We start from the raw sequence: 15,007 nt of genomic DNA, 5'->3' as shown, positions 1-15,007 counted from the left end.
CGTGCTAGTACATGAAACTTAGCTCTGACAATGCATGGCTGCTTGCGCCTCTTGCCAAGGGACAGAATAGCCTTTGCCTTTTGCGCAAAAAATGCTGGAAGAACTGTATTCAGGGTCGGCATTTTTATCATAACCTATTTGAGTTATTACTTCTTCTGCATTATGACACACATCATAGCCATCAAATTGAAGGGTAAGCGCACCTTTCCCATTTGTATAGGCGGCAAAAATTGTGTTATAGCTCATGAAGGTCGCTACTGGTGCACGTCCTGTTAATACAACGTCTGTTTCAGTGAGTACAGGGTCGTCGAAGGTGCCAGCAGCCTGTTGAATGTCGGTCATCATACGGCCAATAAAGTCATTGGAAGCCTTCATTTTAAAGCGATAATAGGGCTCAAGTAGGACGTTCTGTGCTTGTTCCAGTCCTTGGCGCAGTGCTCGGAAAGTGGCTTCTCGGAAATCACCGCCAGACGTATGCTCATTATGTCCACGTCCCGTTAAGAGCGTAAAATGAATATCTGTTACTGCGTAGCCTGTGAGTAAGCCGTGATGATCACGTTCAAACAAGTGCTTTTCTACGAGGCGTTGGTTGCCCACTGATAAATCATCTGCATGACAGGCATTGCTAAAGGTAATGCCTGTCCCACGTTCATTCGGCTCCATTAATAAATGAATTTCTGCATAATGCTTAAGTGGTTCAAAATGTCCGTAGCCTGTAACGGTTGTCGCAATTGTTTCCATATATAATATTTGTGGCTCTCCAAAAGTGATGTTGAATGTAAAGCGCTTCAATAATACTTCAATCAGTACCTCTAGCTGAATGACACCCATTATATGCACATGGATTTCCTGAAACTTTTCTTGCCATACGACACGCAAAGAGGGCTCCTCGGCCTCTAATAGACGGAAAATCCTTAATACCTCTTTAATATGTTGCTCACCCTCATATTGAACTTTTGCCTGTAATGTAGGGACCAGCTCATAGGGCTGTGATAGCATGTTACTGCCAATGCGATCGCCAATGTTTGCCTGGCTGAGCCCTTTAACAGCGAAGATTTCACCAGCCTCAACATGCTGAACAGTTTCAAATCGACTGCCGTTATAAAGACGGATTTCTGTTACTTTCTCTGTAAGGTCTCCAAACGTAAATTCATCTCGAACCTGTAATTTGCCTGTTAAAGCCTTGATGAATGTTAGTCGCTGATGGCCATCATGTCGTATTTTAAAGATCTCTCCTTGAAATGGTGCTTCCGGCTCGAAGTGAGTACCCGTTATGAGTGGAAGTTGAGCAATCAAATCTTGAATGCCTTCATCTTTTAATGCCGAACCTATAAAGCAGGGGAAGGCGGATTCATTTTTAATCATCGATAGTAGCTGATTGATGCACGGGCCATGCTCCAATGTCTCATTCAAAAAGGCATCCAGTAGCTTTTCATCACGCTCCGCCAGCCACTCCATGATTGTGCCGGAAACATGATTTTCCTGAAGCGGTTCATCTACAAACAATACATGTTCCGAAAAATCTTTATGGAGCTGGGTCATCACAGCCCTTACATCTGCTCCATCACGATCTATTTTATTAATAAAAAAGAAGGTAGGGACATGATAGCTTCGTAAAAGCTGCCATACTGTTTCGGTATGACCTTGAATACCCTCTACTGCACTAATAATAATGATGGCATAATCCATGACACGGATGGCACGCTCCATCTCTGGGGAAAAATCGACATGTCCTGGTGTATCAATCAACGTATATGTATCGTCACCAATAATCATGCGTCCCTGCTCGGCAAATATCGTAATGCCCCGTTTGCGCTCAAGCTCATGATTATCTAAAAAGGCATCCTGATGATCAACACGTCCCCGCGCTTGAATACTATTTGTATGAAAAAGCATTTGCTCAGAAAAGGTTGTTTTTCCTGCATCAACATGAGCAAGAACCCCAATCGTCTTGTACATAATAAATCCTCGTTTCTTTAAGTAGCTATCTTCTCATTGTATCAGAATACTAGCACAACTATTTCTTGTAAAATGATTCGTCTTTTTGTCGAAATAGTGCTAATATAATGATGATTATATTTTTTGCATTCTATTATTGATTGCGAATTAATACATGAACTGCTAGTCTATCAATAGCATAAATAGAACATATTGGTGCAAATGGCCTTTGTCATTTGCTTAAAAGGGAAATCGGTGCAATTCCGATGCTGTCCCGCAACTGTAAATGGGGAGTCTATACGGTATGCCACTGTAGTTTTACTATGGGAAGGCGTATAGATGATGAACCTAAGCCAGGATACCTGCCAGTATATGTATGTTAACTAAGAACCACGAGGATGGGGATAGTGATAAAGGGACTAATACCGTTTTTTCACTATGCAACTCTCTTGGCGACAAGAGGGTTTTTTTATGCCCTTCCAATTATCCTAGTAGCAAAGAAGTCTCTGATTTCTTTCTATATTTATGACAACAAAGGAGAAAAGGACATGAAAAAATGGAGAAGTATATGGCTAGTCATGGTCATCGCCTTAATCGCTGTATTAGGAGCGTGTGGCGCAAAGGACAAGCCTGAATCAGCAACGCAAGCTGAAAAAGTTGAACCGTCTGAGGCGTCAACAACTGAGGTTATCATTGAAAACAATGAAACTACCCAAACCTATAAGGAAGCACCTAAAAAGGCCATTAGCCTAAATCAGCATGTAACAGAAATTATGCTTGCATTAGGCTTAGAGGATTCCATGGTAGGGACAGCTTATTTAGATGATAAAATCTATGAGCCGCTTCAAGCAGCCTACGATAAAGTTCCAGTTCTTTCAGATCAATACCCAACAAAGGAGCAAGTCATTGATGCCGAGGCAGATTTCTTGTATGCAGGCTGGAAAAGTGGCTTTGGTGAAAAAGGTGTTGGAACACCAGAGGAGCTTGAGGAATTAGGAATTCATACGTATTTACATACGGCTTCCAATATGACAAAGCCAACATTAGAGGATATCTTCACGGATATTCGTCATATCGCGGAAATATTCCGAGTGGAAGATCGCGGCGAAGCATTAATTGAACAAATGACAAAAGATGTAGAAGAAGTTCAAGCGAAATTACCAAAAGACAGTGAAAATTTACGTGTGCTAGTCTTTGACAGTGGTGATAAAGATGTATTCACGGCTGGTCAAAACTTTATGAATGAGCTAGTAACAATCGCTGGTGGTCAAAATATCTTTGGAGATGTGGAGTCAGGATGGACAACGGTATCGAAGGAAGATGCAGTAGATCGCAATCCAGAGGTGGTGGTTGTCATTGATTATGGTGAAACAACTGCTGAACAAAAGATAAAATTCTTAAAAAATGATCCAGCATTGAAGGAAATGGATGCCGTCAAAAAAGATCACTTTGTCATCCTTCCACTTTCAGCGGCATCTGAAGGGGTACGTGCTGCAGACGCCATTCAAATTTTAGCGAAGGGCTTCTACCCAGCCAATTTTTAAAAACATTCGAGCTAGCGCTTTGCTAGCTCCTTTTTCTTAAGGAGCGATCACAATGAATGCATTTCGTCAAAACATACCAGATAAAACGTTTGAAACTCTAAATCAGCAAGGAAGTTATTCACGATTAGCGGTAAGCCCTGGCATTATTAATAAGCATTATACGCCAGCTCAATTTCAAAAAATAGCTGAAATTGTTGGGGAGAAGGGGGCCATTAAATATTCGGCCTCCTATAGCATATTATTATCGATCCCCTCTAGCGAACTGACAGAAGCGACCGATGCCTTACAGGAGGCTGGACTGTTTGTTGCTTCCTCAGGACCTCATATTGCCATGAAGGCATGTGATTTTTGTGATGGTGAAAAAATGGAGGCAGTCCCTCAAACAGAACAACTCTATCAGGCGTTGGACGGTATAACTGTTCCTGCAAGAGTACGAGTCAATGTGAATGGCTGTGCATCGGCTTGCTATAATCCTACCTATGATGATATTGGTTTAGTCTATCAGCATGAGAGCTTTGATGTTTATTTAGGAGCCATCCCTATGGGGACGAAGGCACAGGCGGGTACTCTCTTCGCCAAAAGGGTAGGGAGTGATCATATTGAGGATTTTTTGCTACAAATTATTCGTCTCTATCAGAACCAAGCTCGTTCCAATGAACCCTTTTATAAGTTTTATCGCAGAACAAAATTGAACGCTGATTGGGAACTAGTAAAAAAAACGATAGAGTAGCAGGAATAATACTTAGGGTGTCGAAATATTGTAGTAGAGCATAGAAAATGACAATACAAAGGAGCAAGAACATGACATCTAAACAAGGGATTCAACCAGAAGATCTTTATCGCTTGAAATCAGTAGCAGATCCACAGCTCTCACCTGATGGGACTGAGGTAGTTTATGTAGAGTCACGTATTGATGAGAAGAAAAAAGACTATGTATCTAACTTATTTTATGTAAATTTAAAAGACAAACGTCCTCAGCAATGGACATATGGTGACGATCGGACAAGCTCTCCTGTCTGGTCGCCAGATGGCAGTCAAATTGCTTTTTCTTCGACAAGATCAGGCAAGCCGCAAATTTATGTACTGTCGAAAACAGGGGGAGAGGCGAAGCAAGTAACGTATTGCAAAAACGGTGCGTCAACGCCTGTCTGGTCTCCTTGTGGAGAGAAAATTGCCTTTTCAGTTATGTTAGGTAAAGATGAAACTATTTTAGATAAAGCTGAAGATGACAAGAAAGAAGAAAAAGAACTCAAGCCGCTCGAAATCGATAAGATGAAACATAAGTCAGATGCGGGTGGATTTATGGATATGGACCAGCATACTCACATTGCCATTGTCGATTTAAAATCTGGTGACTTAGAGCAAGTGACAGAAGTGAACGAAGATTTTCATCTGAGTACATGGTCGCCAAATGGCAGTTATCTTACGTACTTAGCAGATCAAGCAGAGGATTTAGATTTTTCGTTTAATGCGGATATTTATTTATTTGATCTAGAAACAAAACAGAGTCGCAAGGTAACAGAGGGGATTGGCTCCTATTATCAAACGTCCTGGTCGCCGAATAGCCGCTTCCTTTCCTTTGTTGGAGGAAAACGTGAGTTTGAAAATGCCACACAAGCAAAGCTATGGATTTATGATATGGAACAAAATCTGCTAAACTGTGCAACAAGTGAATTTGATGCCCCTGTCGGAGACTATGTCATCGGTGATTTCCTGCAAGGGGTAGCAGCACCAAGTGTACAATGGATGAAGGATAATCATAGTTTCTATTTCCAAGTAACGGATCACGGCAATGCGGCAATTTACTTTGGCAATGTAGATGGTGAAATTTATCCAGCTATTCACGATGATCAATACGTTTATGGCTTTTCATTAGATGCTCAAAATGATCAAGCCGTTGTCGCCATAAGTACGACAACGAATCCGGGCGATTTATATTACGTTAACTTAAAAACGGGTGAAAAAGAACGATTGACGACAGTCAATGAAGACGTTTTAAAGACGAAAGAGTTAGCTGTGCCAGAGAGCATTGAGTTTGAAGGGGCTGAGGGCTGGAAGGTCAACGGCTGGATTATGAAGCCAGTGGGCTATGAAAAAGGAAAGAAATATCCCCTTATTCTTGAAATTCACGGTGGTCCACATGCGATGTATGGCAACACCTATTTTAATGAATTCCAAATCCTGACTGCTCAAGGCTTTGCAGTCCTATATACAAATCCGCGCGGAAGTCATGGCTATGGGCAAACATTTGTGGATGCCGTACGTGGTGATTATGGGGGCAATGACTATCAAGACCTGATGGCCGCTGTAGACTATGCTTTAGAGCACTATGATTTCATTGATCCAACTCGACTAGGTGTAACAGGTGGAAGCTATGGTGGCTTTATGACCAACTGGATTGTTGGCCATACCAACCGCTTTAAGGCAGCAGTTACACAACGCTCTATTTCGAACTGGATTAGCTTTGCAGGAGTGAGTGATATTGGCTATTACTTTACAGACTGGCAAATTCAAGCAGGGCTCGAAAATATTGAGAAGCTATGGCATCATTCGCCATTGAAGTATGTAGACAATGTTGAAACACCATTGCTCATTTTACATGGTGAAAAAGACTATCGTTGTCCGATTGAACAGGCGGAGCAATTATTTATCGCCTTGAAGTATCGGAAAAAAGAAACGAAATTCGTCCGATTCCCTGAAGCAAATCATGAACTGTCAAGAAGCGGAAAGCCAACATTAAGAATTAATCGTCTGGAATATATACGAGATTGGTTTATCGAAAAACTTTAAAAAAGCGGTGGCTTAGGAAGTGAACATACTTCTTAAGCCTTTTTTATAGAAAAAAAGAATCACAGCCAAGTGTGATTCCAGATGAGTTAGTCCATTTTTTGAATAAAAACGACCTTCAAATAATTAAATTCAGGATATTCACGAGGTACACGGAAATCCTTTGGTAAACCGTATTCTTCTACAATTTTATAGCGTGTACGAGTCTCTTTAAATGCTTGGTCAATAAACCCTTTAAACTTTTTCATGCCGAAGCTTGCGTTGTTTGTAGAAGCCACAATAATGCCATTTTTGGCTGTAATCGCAATCGTATCCTTCAGTAATTTTGGATAGTCCTTTGCCGTTGAGAAGGTCATTTGCTTTGTGCGGGCGAAGCTTGGTGGGTCTAATACAACAAGGTCAAATTTTAATTCGTGACGCTGTGCATATTTAAAATAATGAAAAACATCCATTACTTTGATATCCTGCGCTTCATAATCAATTTGATTGACGCTAAACTGCTCAATCGTTTTGGCTAAACTGCGCTTTGCAACATCGACGCTTGTTGTTTTAATAGCTCCTCCAAGCGAGGCTGCTACAGAAAATGCCCCTGTGTAGGAGAAGGTATTTAGCATATTTGTTGTGCTCGCATAGCGCTCACGAATAGCTAATCGTACTTCCCGTTGATCAAGGAAAATCCCAGTCATCGCACCATCATTTAAATGGACTGCATAGGTCATCCCATTTTCCTTAACCATGATTGGAAATTCGCCAGGAGTCCCCATGACAAAATCATCCTGTTCCATATATTGCCCTTTACTATCGAATCGTTTTTTCTCATAAATGGCCTGGTAGTTGATAGTTTCAGCAAGTGCCTCATAAACGACTTCTTTCAATGAGTAAATACCCTCGCTATACCAACTCACCATATAGTAGCCATTAAAGAAATCAATCGTTAGGCCACCAATCCCATCACCCTCACCATTGAAAACACGGAAGGCTGTTGTCTGTTCATTCTGGAAGAATGCTTCTCGGAGCTGTATGGCTTTTTTGAATTTTTTAATGAAAAAAGCTTTATCAATGGTTTCATTTATATCTGTCGTTAGGACCCAGCCAATCCCTTTATTTTGAATACCGTAGTAACCTGTACCTATAAAACGATTATGGTGATCCATCAGCTTAAGTAGAGTCCCTTGCTCGGAAGGTAGTTGTCGTGCATCCACTGCATCTTTTGAAATTAATGGGTAGCCTTTTTTTAATTGATCAGCAAAAGGCTGTTTTACTTGTAGTACAATTGTTTGTGTCATGTTGTCATCCTTTAAAAACGTTTTGCTCTATTATCGCACTGTTTGGATGGGATAGCCAAACTTATTTCAGGAATTCAGCAATTTTTGCCACCGTTTCGATTGTTGCATCTTCAAAATAATTCATTTTGCTAAAATAGCTATGAATTAAACCCGACATGGTTATATGTTCCACAGGTATTCCAGCGTCGGACAGTTTTTGGGCATAACTTAAACCTTCATCAAAGAGAACATCTGCCTCTGCTGCAATGAGGAGAGTTTTAGGCATATGTCTTACATCCTCGAGCAGTAGGGGAGACACTAATGGATTTGTAAAGTTCGAGTCATCTGTATAGTGTTGAGAAAACCATTGCATGCCCTGTTTATCTAGGCCGAACTTTTCTCCATAAGCCTGATAGGAAACGGTCGTAAAATCCACATTCGTAACAGGATAAATGAGTGCTTGTGCTTGCAATGACGGTCCACCTGAGGTTACAGCTAAGTAGGCCACGACCGTTGCTAAATTTCCGCCGGCACTGTCCCCAGCCACTGTCAACCGAGCAGCATCGCCGCCAAATGCTTCGATATGGTCATGTACCCATATTAAGCTATCGTAGGCATCCTGTAATGGTGTTGGAAAAGGAAATTCAGGAGCCAAACGATAATCCACTGAAACGACAATTGCTTGCGCTTGCTCTGCTAAAAGCTGACAGCCAGCATCAACAGACTCTAAATTGCCATATACCCAGCCACCGCCATGATAATAAACAATAACAGGTAATGGATGGTCATGAGTAGGTATATAAAGCCGTAGCGTAATTTGAGCCCCATCACGCACGGTAATGGATTGATCTTGCATCGACGCTAATGTTGGCTTATGGGGTGATTGCCATGGCGTAACCGTACGCATCGCGCGAGCTTCCTGTGGTGTAACTTGATAGTAAGGTTTACCAACATATTGATCTTGAATATAATGAACAGCTTCTTTTCTTAAAGTAGTCATCCTCATCAGTCCTTTATCGTGACGTTTATTACTTCTATTATAAACTATTCATATAATTTTACTAGGATTTAATTTTAGAAAAAGAAAATTCTTTCATAATAGAGGTGAAATCAGCGAATTGTGTTTATAATAAAAGGGAAGAAAGTATTTGGAGGGACAGTATGATTTCTTTAATTGTGGCACATGATGACAACCATGTAATTGGTTATAATAATGGAATGCCTTGGCATTTACCGGGAGATTTGCAGTATTTCAAAAACAAAACAATGGGCAAGCCAATGATTATGGGACGAAAAACGTTTGAATCCATTGGGCGTCCACTACCAGGACGTCGCAATATTGTTATTACACGAGATGAAAATTATCACGCAGAAGGCATTGAAACTGTGACAAGCCTAGAAGAAGCAATAGCGATAGCAGGGGATGTAGAGGAAATCATGATTATTGGCGGCGAGCAAATTTTCCGTTTATCAATGGAAATGGCAGATCGCTTATATATTACAAAAATCAATTATTCATTTCAGGGCGATACCTTTTTTCCGAGCTATGAGGAGGAATTTGTAGAGGTTTCTGCTGAACAGCCGGAAACAGCTTCAGAAGGCTATACTTTCCAATATCAAATCTTTGAGCGTAAATAATAGGGGAGAAGCACGGTTTCAATAGACCGTGCTATTTCTATATTTAGGGGGAGATATTGATGCGCAACATACGTTTATCAAGTGGTGCAATTGCTCAGGTTGATTGCTTGAGCTGTGCCATCATACGTGGACAGGTCGAGCCCAATGGTGGTGTTGTCATTGAAACGGATTATTTTCACGCCCACCAGGATGTAGCTTATCCAATTAAGGGATTAGTTATTTTAGCTTCAAAGCGTCATATCCATTGCTTGGATGAATTAAATAATGACGAAAAACTGGATTACATCAACCTCTTAACAAAAATTAGACAAGCTCAAAGGGAAGTATTGGGCATTGAATACGTTTATTATTTTTACAACGAAGATACGACTCATCATTTCCATACTTGGATGGTGCCCCGCTATGAATGGATGAATGCATTTGGGCGATCCGTTGAATCCTTGAGGCCAGTATTACTTCATGCTAGAAATAATATGAGTAATGAGGAGCATGAAAAAGAAGTAAGGGAAGCTATTGAGCTTTTAAGAGAATCCATAAAAAATCGCTCCTTATGAAGAAGGGCACTGTAAAAGTCCATATCTTTTTTTTCATTTGGCACTGTGACTCTACTGTTGTTTTCCGAAGCATTCCGCTCGCTTTCCGTGGGCGAGTGCCGAGTCTCCTCCAACGCTTCGCTTCGTGCGGGGTCTCGTCTGTCTCGCTTTCCCGCAGGAGTCGAGCGATGCTTCTGCAAACAACGCAATGTATCATACTATTATTTTAGTCACACTTTCCTTTATAATAAAAGAATGAATATGTAGGTGGAGCCCCAATGATTTCAAATCAGGAAACCCTTAATTTAAGTCCATACATGGCAATCTACGATATTGTTGTGCCAAAAGATAATATGCTTCGCCAGATCAATGAACTTGTTGAATTTTCAATTTTTTTAGAAGAGCTAAAAACAAAATATTGTTTAGACAATGGACGTAATACCATTCCTCCAATTCGCATGTTTAAGTACTTATTATTAAAAGCGATTAATGATGTATCAGACGTCGACCTAGTAGAGCGCTCAAAGTATGATATGTCATTCAACTATTTCTTGGCTATGGCAACAGAAGATCCAGTGAGACAGAAATAAGGCACTTCCTGTTCAAAATTGAACAAGAAGTGCCTTATATTTTTATCTGAAAAAGGTTCGCTTTGAAAACATAAGTTTTTCAGTGCCCTCTTATGAAGGGAGCGACTTTTTTATAAATAGAAGTACACACAAGCGTACATGGAAGCACAGCCAGCTAGCACAAAAAGATGCCAGATTGCATGGTTATAAGGTAGAGAGCGCCAAGCATAAAAGATAGCTCCAATCGTATAGAACAGTCCACCTGCAAGTAGTAAAGCAAAGCCATAAAATCCTAAGTATAAATAAACAGGCTTAATAGCAAAAATGATGAGCCAGCCCATGCCAATATAAAAAATTAAGGATAGCACTTCAAAGCGATTAATAAAGAAACATTTAAAAAGAACACCTAATATTGCGAGTGACCAAATAATAGATAATAAAGTAATGGCTAGGGTACCACCCACAGCAATTAATAAAAACGGCGTATACGTACCGGCAATTAAAATGTAAATGGACGAGTGGTCCAAAATAGCGAAAAAGTGTTTATATTTTTCTGGCATACTGTGTAACAAAGTGGACATTAAAAACAAGATGATGACAGAGGCACCAAAAATACTAAAAGTAGTAATATGTAGAGCATTACCTGTTTGCACAGCTGTAAGCAGTAAAACAACTAGAGCCGGAATACTTGCAATAAAACCAATACCGTGTGTAATGGCATTCCACAGTTCTTCCTTCCAAGATTTATAGTCAAATGAATCAATCATTTACAACACTCCTTTCGTTCATGTATTTACTATACCCCAATAATTTATACATGAACATTTACATTTGTCATATATTTCATATCAAAAATGTCATAAGGCTGTCATATTCTTTTAGGGGCTTTGATAGACAAGAGATAAAGGAAACGCTATAGTATCAAAGGTAGCGTTTACATTCTCAAGAAATCAAGGCTTGGCCTAATGACAAATGTCATGTTTACATAATGATTCATTAGTCTATATAATAAATTTTAATGAAGTAAAAGGATGTGTCGAAGTGGGACGAATTCATATAGTAACGGACTCAACTTGTGATTTAACAAAAGAAGAAGTAGCACAGCATGGCATACATATCGTGCCATTAACAATTCAAATTGATGGTGAAACATATATAGATGGTGTGGATTTAGAGCCACAACCTTTTTTAGGCTTGATGAAAAATGCTAAAAATTTGCCGAAAAGTTCACAGCCTGCACCAGGTAAATTTAAGGAATTATATGATGAGCTAGGCAAAGATGGCGATCAAATTATCTCCATCCATATGACAGGTGGTATGAGTGGTACGGTAGAGTCAGCACGACAAGCGGCTCAAATGACAGACGCAGATGTGACGGTGATTGACTCACGCTTTATTGCAATCGGTTTAGCGATACAGCTACGTGAGGCTATTAAAATGCGCGATGCTGGAGCAACCGTTGAGGAAATCGTAGCTCGTCTGGAGAAAGTACGTGCAAACACACATTTATATGTAATTGTGGATACGCTTGAAAATCTAATTAAAGGCGGTCGAATTGGTAAAGGAACAGGCTTTATCGGTTCATTGCTGAACATCAAAGTTATTGCTAATTTAGAGGGTGGCGTTTACAATCCTGTTTCCAAGGTGCGTAGCCATAAACAGGTAGTGAATTACTTATTTAAACAATTCCAAGCAGATACGGCTGGGAAAACAGTCAAAGCTGTCGGTATTTCTCACGCAGATGGCCTCATCACTATGGGGAATCCATTAAAAGAGTTAATCGAAGGTACTGGCTTTAATGACGTGGAGATTGCCTTTACATCTCCAATTATTTCGACACATACTGGACCGGGTGCCATCGGATTTATTTATTTTGCAGAATAATAGTGAGGAGCTACTACATAAGTAAATGTAGTGGCTTTTTTTCGTTTTGGCCCTTTTAGCTGGATACTTGTACGGCTAATTGGAAAAGAGGAATTTTGGCAACAACACAAAATTATGGAGAACAGAGAGTAAGTCACTTTTCATTAGGGTATGAACTATTCTATAATAGAAGGTACAGAAAGGGATGGAAGGTGGTCAAATGGACATTTGGCGATTTATGTTGTCATGTTTGGCCGTCTTAGTACTTAGTGGTTGTGCAATATCAATCGATGAGCCGAATCCGCAAGCAGAGCCTGACGGTGAGCAAGCAGAAACGGAGCAAGATATGACGCAGGATGAGCAACAAACAGTAGAAGAGGAAAAAACCTCCAAGAACATGTTGACGCAAATTTTTGAACATTTTTTTGAGCCATCAGCAGAGGATTTATCGCAAATTGATGAAGAAAATGCAAAACAACTGCATTATCTGGCACTAGGAGATTCATTAACAGATGGTGTCGGTGATGAGTATAATCAAGACGGTTATGTAGGAAGATTAACAGATTCATTGCTTACGTGGCCCTCGATTTCCGAGGTAGATGTTGATAATCGTGGCAAACGTGGTAGACGTAGTGATCAGCTACTAAAATTAGTGAAAAAAGGGCATTATGATGAAGAGTTGCAACAAGCGCAGCTCATTTCTTTAACAATGGGTGGCAATGATGTCATGAAAGTTGTTAAACAGGATTTGTTTAATTTAAAGCGTGACGCATTCGATAAAGAATTGCGGACGTATAAGCAGCGCTATAGCAAAATCGTTGAAGGCATTCGTGCAAAAAATCCGACAGTGCCCATCCTACTCATTGGTTTCTATAATCCGTTTTCGATTGTGACCAATGAGGCGAATGAATTCGATACAATTATCACAGAATGGAATAATGTGATTGAGGAAGTAGCGAGTGAAGATTCCAATGCTTGCTATGTATCGGTGGAGGATTTATTTGATTCAAATGAAGAGCTCGTCTATCATACAGATTTTTTCCACCCCAATGCAAAGGGATATGAAAAAATGACAGAACGTATACTAGCGGCAATGGAGCAGTGTGGTATGGAAGAAAAGATTAACAAGGCAATAGGCTTCGAGGAGTGACAAAATGAATAAATGGAAAGTCGCGTTTTTCGCCTTAGCAGGCACAGTGCTTTTTGCCATCCTCCTCGTCGTTTTTTTAGCAACTAGACCAGTAGATGGAGTCGATGTTGCCAAGCGTTCAGCAGGTGAAAGTGAAAGCAAAGGAAATGTACTCGTGGTGCAAACCACAACAAAGGAATTAGAATCGATTTCCAAAAAATATTTAAAGGATGCAGCAAAAGGCTCGCCTTTACCACTTGATTTTACAATCGGCGATGATATTCAATTACGAAGCACGCTCACGGTGTTTTACACGGAAATCCCGATTTCCATGAATTTTGAACCCATTGTAGATGACAAGGGCAATATTATTTTAAAGCAAACGGGGATGAATGTCGGGCTATTAAATATTCCGCCGGAGACGACGATGAAAATTATGCGGGATTCGGTGGAATTCCCTTCATGGATTACCGTGAACCCCAATAAAGCAGAAATCTATATTGATTTATCACGCATTAACATTGCATCTGGATCACGCGTCCGTGCTAAAGAATTAGACTTGCCAAATGACAAAATTTTATTGGAAATTATTGTCCCTGGTGAATAAGGAGTGAAATGAATGGCAAAGCAATATGCAACATTTGCAGGAGGCTGTTTTTGGTGTATGGTCAAGCCATTTGACGAAACACCTGGCATTGAATCGGTGCTATCAGGCTATACAGGTGGACATGTTGTCAATCCAACCTATGAGCAAGTGTGCTCAGAAACTACTGGACATGCAGAAGCCGTGCAAATCGTATACGATGATGATCTTTATAGCTATGAGCAACTACTGTCTATCTATTGGACCTTGATAGACCCGACAGATGCAGGTGGCCAGTTTTATGATCGAGGCGAATCCTACACAACAGCCATTTACTATCATAATGAAGAACAACGTCAACTAGCAGAGCGTTCAAAGGCTGATTTAGAAGCCTCTGGAAAATTTGATAAACCGATCATGGTGAAAATCTTACCTGCTAGCATATTTTACCCGGCTGAGGACTATCACCAATATTATTATAAGAAAAATCCAATGCACTACGAACGCTATTCGGTTGGAAGCGGTCGCCGAGCGTATCAAGAGCATCACTGGGGGAATAAACATGAATAAAGAACAACGTTTAAAAGAACTGACAGACATGCAATATTATGTGACACAGGAAAATGGCACAGAACCACCGTTTCGCAATGAGTTCGATGAGCATTTTGAAGAGGGCATCTATGTAGATATCGTTTCTGGAAAACCACTATTCAGCTCATTGGACAAATACAACTCAGGCTGTGGCTGGCCAGCCTTTACGAAGCCCATCGAAAAAGAAGAAGTAACCGAGCACTTCGACACAACCCACGGTATGCGCCGAGTAGAAGTACGCAGTAAAGAAGCAGACTCCCATCTAGGACATGTCTTCCCAGACGGCCCAAGCGAACTAGGAGGCCTACGCTACTGCATTAACTCAGCATCCCTTCGCTTCATAGCAAAAGAAAATCTAGAAAAAGAAGGCTACGGCCAATTCCTATCATTATTCAAATAAAAAAGAGGCTGGGACAAAACCCACCTCTAAATTAAAAAGCGTGTGAAATTTTACCGTCAGTAAAATTTCACACGCTTTACATTTTTTCATAAAAATAAGGACCACTTCTGATAAAATTAAGTCACCACAACCAAATTATACAGAAAGAAGGGTCCTTATGTTTAAAA

General features: G+C 40.4%; 14 protein-coding genes, 1 pseudogene and 1 riboswitch. Of the genes and pseudogenes, 11 read left to right on the top strand and 4 right to left on the bottom strand.

Going from position 1 to position 15,007, the window contains the following annotated elements; translation table 11 throughout:
- Window positions 1-18 precede the first annotated feature (18 nt).
- Complete coding sequence (locus AC07YC_RS16555) at window positions 19-1,959, bottom strand: GTP-binding protein (protein WP_494919899.1); 1,941 nt, start codon at window positions 1,957-1,959, stop codon at window positions 19-21.
- A 176-nt stretch (window positions 1,960-2,135) separates the two neighbouring features.
- A riboswitch (cobalamin riboswitch) is annotated at window positions 2,136-2,322 on the top strand.
- A gap of 164 nt (window positions 2,323-2,486) precedes the next feature.
- Here AC07YC_RS16555 and AC07YC_RS16550 point away from each other — a divergent pair.
- The 3 genes from AC07YC_RS16550 to AC07YC_RS16540 all read left to right on the top strand — a co-directional run bounded on the left by AC07YC_RS16550 (window position 2,487) and on the right by AC07YC_RS16540 (window position 6,272).
- Window positions 2,487-3,482: an ABC transporter substrate-binding protein gene (locus AC07YC_RS16550; protein WP_336634768.1), complete on the top strand. Its 996-nt coding sequence runs from the start codon at window positions 2,487-2,489 to the stop codon at window positions 3,480-3,482.
- 52 nt (window positions 3,483-3,534) lie between these two features.
- A complete protein-coding gene (locus AC07YC_RS16545) occupies window positions 3,535-4,212 on the top strand; it encodes a precorrin-3B methylase (RefSeq protein ID WP_494919898.1) in 678 nt (225 codons plus the stop codon).
- A 71-nt stretch (window positions 4,213-4,283) separates the two neighbouring features.
- The gene (locus AC07YC_RS16540; protein ID WP_494919897.1) at window positions 4,284-6,272 is read left to right on the top strand and encodes a S9 family peptidase; all 1,989 of its coding nucleotides are present in this window, start codon (window positions 4,284-4,286) and stop codon (window positions 6,270-6,272) included.
- Between the two features lie 86 nt (window positions 6,273-6,358).
- Here the strand turns inward: AC07YC_RS16540 and AC07YC_RS16535 are convergent, their stop codons facing one another.
- A complete protein-coding gene (locus tag AC07YC_RS16535; protein ID WP_494919896.1) occupies window positions 6,359-7,555 on the bottom strand; it encodes a class I SAM-dependent rRNA methyltransferase in 1,197 nt (398 codons plus the stop codon).
- 61 nt (window positions 7,556-7,616) lie between these two features.
- Window positions 7,617-8,534: an alpha/beta hydrolase gene (locus tag AC07YC_RS16530; RefSeq protein WP_494919895.1), complete on the bottom strand. Its 918-nt coding sequence runs from the start codon at window positions 8,532-8,534 to the stop codon at window positions 7,617-7,619.
- A gap of 161 nt (window positions 8,535-8,695) precedes the next feature.
- Between AC07YC_RS16530 and AC07YC_RS16525 the strand changes: the two genes are divergently transcribed.
- The 3 genes and pseudogenes from AC07YC_RS16525 to AC07YC_RS16515 all read left to right on the top strand — a co-directional run.
- Window positions 8,696-9,172 (top strand): dihydrofolate reductase, encoded by a 477-nt coding sequence (locus tag AC07YC_RS16525; protein WP_494919894.1) that lies wholly within the window; start codon window positions 8,696-8,698, stop codon window positions 9,170-9,172.
- A 59-nt stretch (window positions 9,173-9,231) separates the two neighbouring features.
- Window positions 9,232-9,726, top strand: coding sequence for an HIT family protein (locus AC07YC_RS16520; protein ID WP_494919893.1), 495 nt, complete (start codon window positions 9,232-9,234; stop codon window positions 9,724-9,726).
- Window positions 9,727-9,983: 257 nt separating this feature from the next.
- A pseudogene (locus tag AC07YC_RS16515) lies at window positions 9,984-10,283 on the top strand (transposase); the annotation flags it as partial.
- 122 nt (window positions 10,284-10,405) lie between these two features.
- Here AC07YC_RS16515 and trhA read toward each other — a convergent pair.
- Window positions 10,406-11,041, bottom strand: a complete 636-nt coding sequence (gene trhA, locus AC07YC_RS16510) for a PAQR family membrane homeostasis protein TrhA (RefSeq protein ID WP_258268620.1) — start codon at window positions 11,039-11,041, stop codon at window positions 10,406-10,408.
- A gap of 274 nt (window positions 11,042-11,315) precedes the next feature.
- Between trhA and AC07YC_RS16505 the strand changes: the two genes are divergently transcribed.
- The 5 genes from AC07YC_RS16505 to msrB all read left to right on the top strand — a co-directional run bounded on the left by AC07YC_RS16505 (window position 11,316) and on the right by msrB (window position 14,840).
- Window positions 11,316-12,158, top strand: coding sequence for a DegV family protein (locus AC07YC_RS16505; RefSeq protein WP_494919892.1), 843 nt, complete (start codon window positions 11,316-11,318; stop codon window positions 12,156-12,158).
- Between the two features lie 217 nt (window positions 12,159-12,375).
- Window positions 12,376-13,287 carry a GDSL-type esterase/lipase family protein gene (locus AC07YC_RS16500; protein WP_494919891.1) on the top strand — a complete coding sequence of 304 codons (912 nt, stop codon included), beginning with the start codon at window positions 12,376-12,378 and terminating at the stop codon, window positions 13,285-13,287.
- 4 nt (window positions 13,288-13,291) lie between these two features.
- A complete protein-coding gene (locus tag AC07YC_RS16495) occupies window positions 13,292-13,873 on the top strand; it encodes a YpmS family protein (RefSeq protein ID WP_008174801.1) in 582 nt (193 codons plus the stop codon).
- 12 nt (window positions 13,874-13,885) lie between these two features.
- Window positions 13,886-14,419, top strand: coding sequence for a peptide-methionine (S)-S-oxide reductase MsrA (gene msrA, locus AC07YC_RS16490; RefSeq protein WP_494919890.1), 534 nt, complete (start codon window positions 13,886-13,888; stop codon window positions 14,417-14,419).
- Window positions 14,412-14,840: a peptide-methionine (R)-S-oxide reductase MsrB gene (msrB, locus tag AC07YC_RS16485; protein WP_336634760.1), complete on the top strand. Its 429-nt coding sequence runs from the start codon at window positions 14,412-14,414 to the stop codon at window positions 14,838-14,840. Before msrA ends, msrB begins: the two co-directional genes overlap by 8 nt.
- The last annotated feature ends 167 nt before the right edge of the window (window positions 14,841-15,007 follow it).

Source organism: Lysinibacillus sp. GW247-5R2A (genome assembly GCF_059424475.1).
Note: the sequence above shows the minus strand (reverse complement) of the source record. Positions and strands in the feature narration are given on the sequence as shown.

What these genes read in the sequence shown, in the direction of transcription:
- msrA (WP_494919890.1), top strand. Translation starts at nt 13,886, where the DNA reads ATGGCAAAGCAATATGCAACATTTGCAGGAGGCTGTTTTTGGTGTATG.
- AC07YC_RS16495 (WP_008174801.1), top strand. Translation starts at nt 13,292, where the DNA reads ATGAATAAATGGAAAGTCGCGTTTTTCGCCTTAGCAGGCACAGTGCTT.
- AC07YC_RS16525 (WP_494919894.1), top strand. Translation starts at nt 8,696, where the DNA reads ATGATTTCTTTAATTGTGGCACATGATGACAACCATGTAATTGGTTAT.
- AC07YC_RS16550 (WP_336634768.1), top strand. Translation starts at nt 2,487, where the DNA reads ATGAAAAAATGGAGAAGTATATGGCTAGTCATGGTCATCGCCTTAATC.
- AC07YC_RS16540 (WP_494919897.1), top strand. Translation starts at nt 4,284, where the DNA reads ATGACATCTAAACAAGGGATTCAACCAGAAGATCTTTATCGCTTGAAA.
- AC07YC_RS16530 (WP_494919895.1), bottom strand. Translation starts at nt 8,534, where the DNA reads ATGACTACTTTAAGAAAAGAAGCTGTTCATTATATTCAAGATCAATAT.
- trhA (WP_258268620.1), bottom strand. Translation starts at nt 11,041, where the DNA reads ATGATTGATTCATTTGACTATAAATCTTGGAAGGAAGAACTGTGGAAT.
- AC07YC_RS16555 (WP_494919899.1), bottom strand. Translation starts at nt 1,959, where the DNA reads ATGTACAAGACGATTGGGGTTCTTGCTCATGTTGATGCAGGAAAAACA.
- AC07YC_RS16535 (WP_494919896.1), bottom strand. Translation starts at nt 7,555, where the DNA reads ATGACACAAACAATTGTACTACAAGTAAAACAGCCTTTTGCTGATCAA.
- AC07YC_RS16520 (WP_494919893.1), top strand. Translation starts at nt 9,232, where the DNA reads ATGCGCAACATACGTTTATCAAGTGGTGCAATTGCTCAGGTTGATTGC.
- AC07YC_RS16500 (WP_494919891.1), top strand. Translation starts at nt 12,376, where the DNA reads ATGTTGTCATGTTTGGCCGTCTTAGTACTTAGTGGTTGTGCAATATCA.
- AC07YC_RS16545 (WP_494919898.1), top strand. Translation starts at nt 3,535, where the DNA reads ATGAATGCATTTCGTCAAAACATACCAGATAAAACGTTTGAAACTCTA.
- msrB (WP_336634760.1), top strand. Translation starts at nt 14,412, where the DNA reads ATGAATAAAGAACAACGTTTAAAAGAACTGACAGACATGCAATATTAT.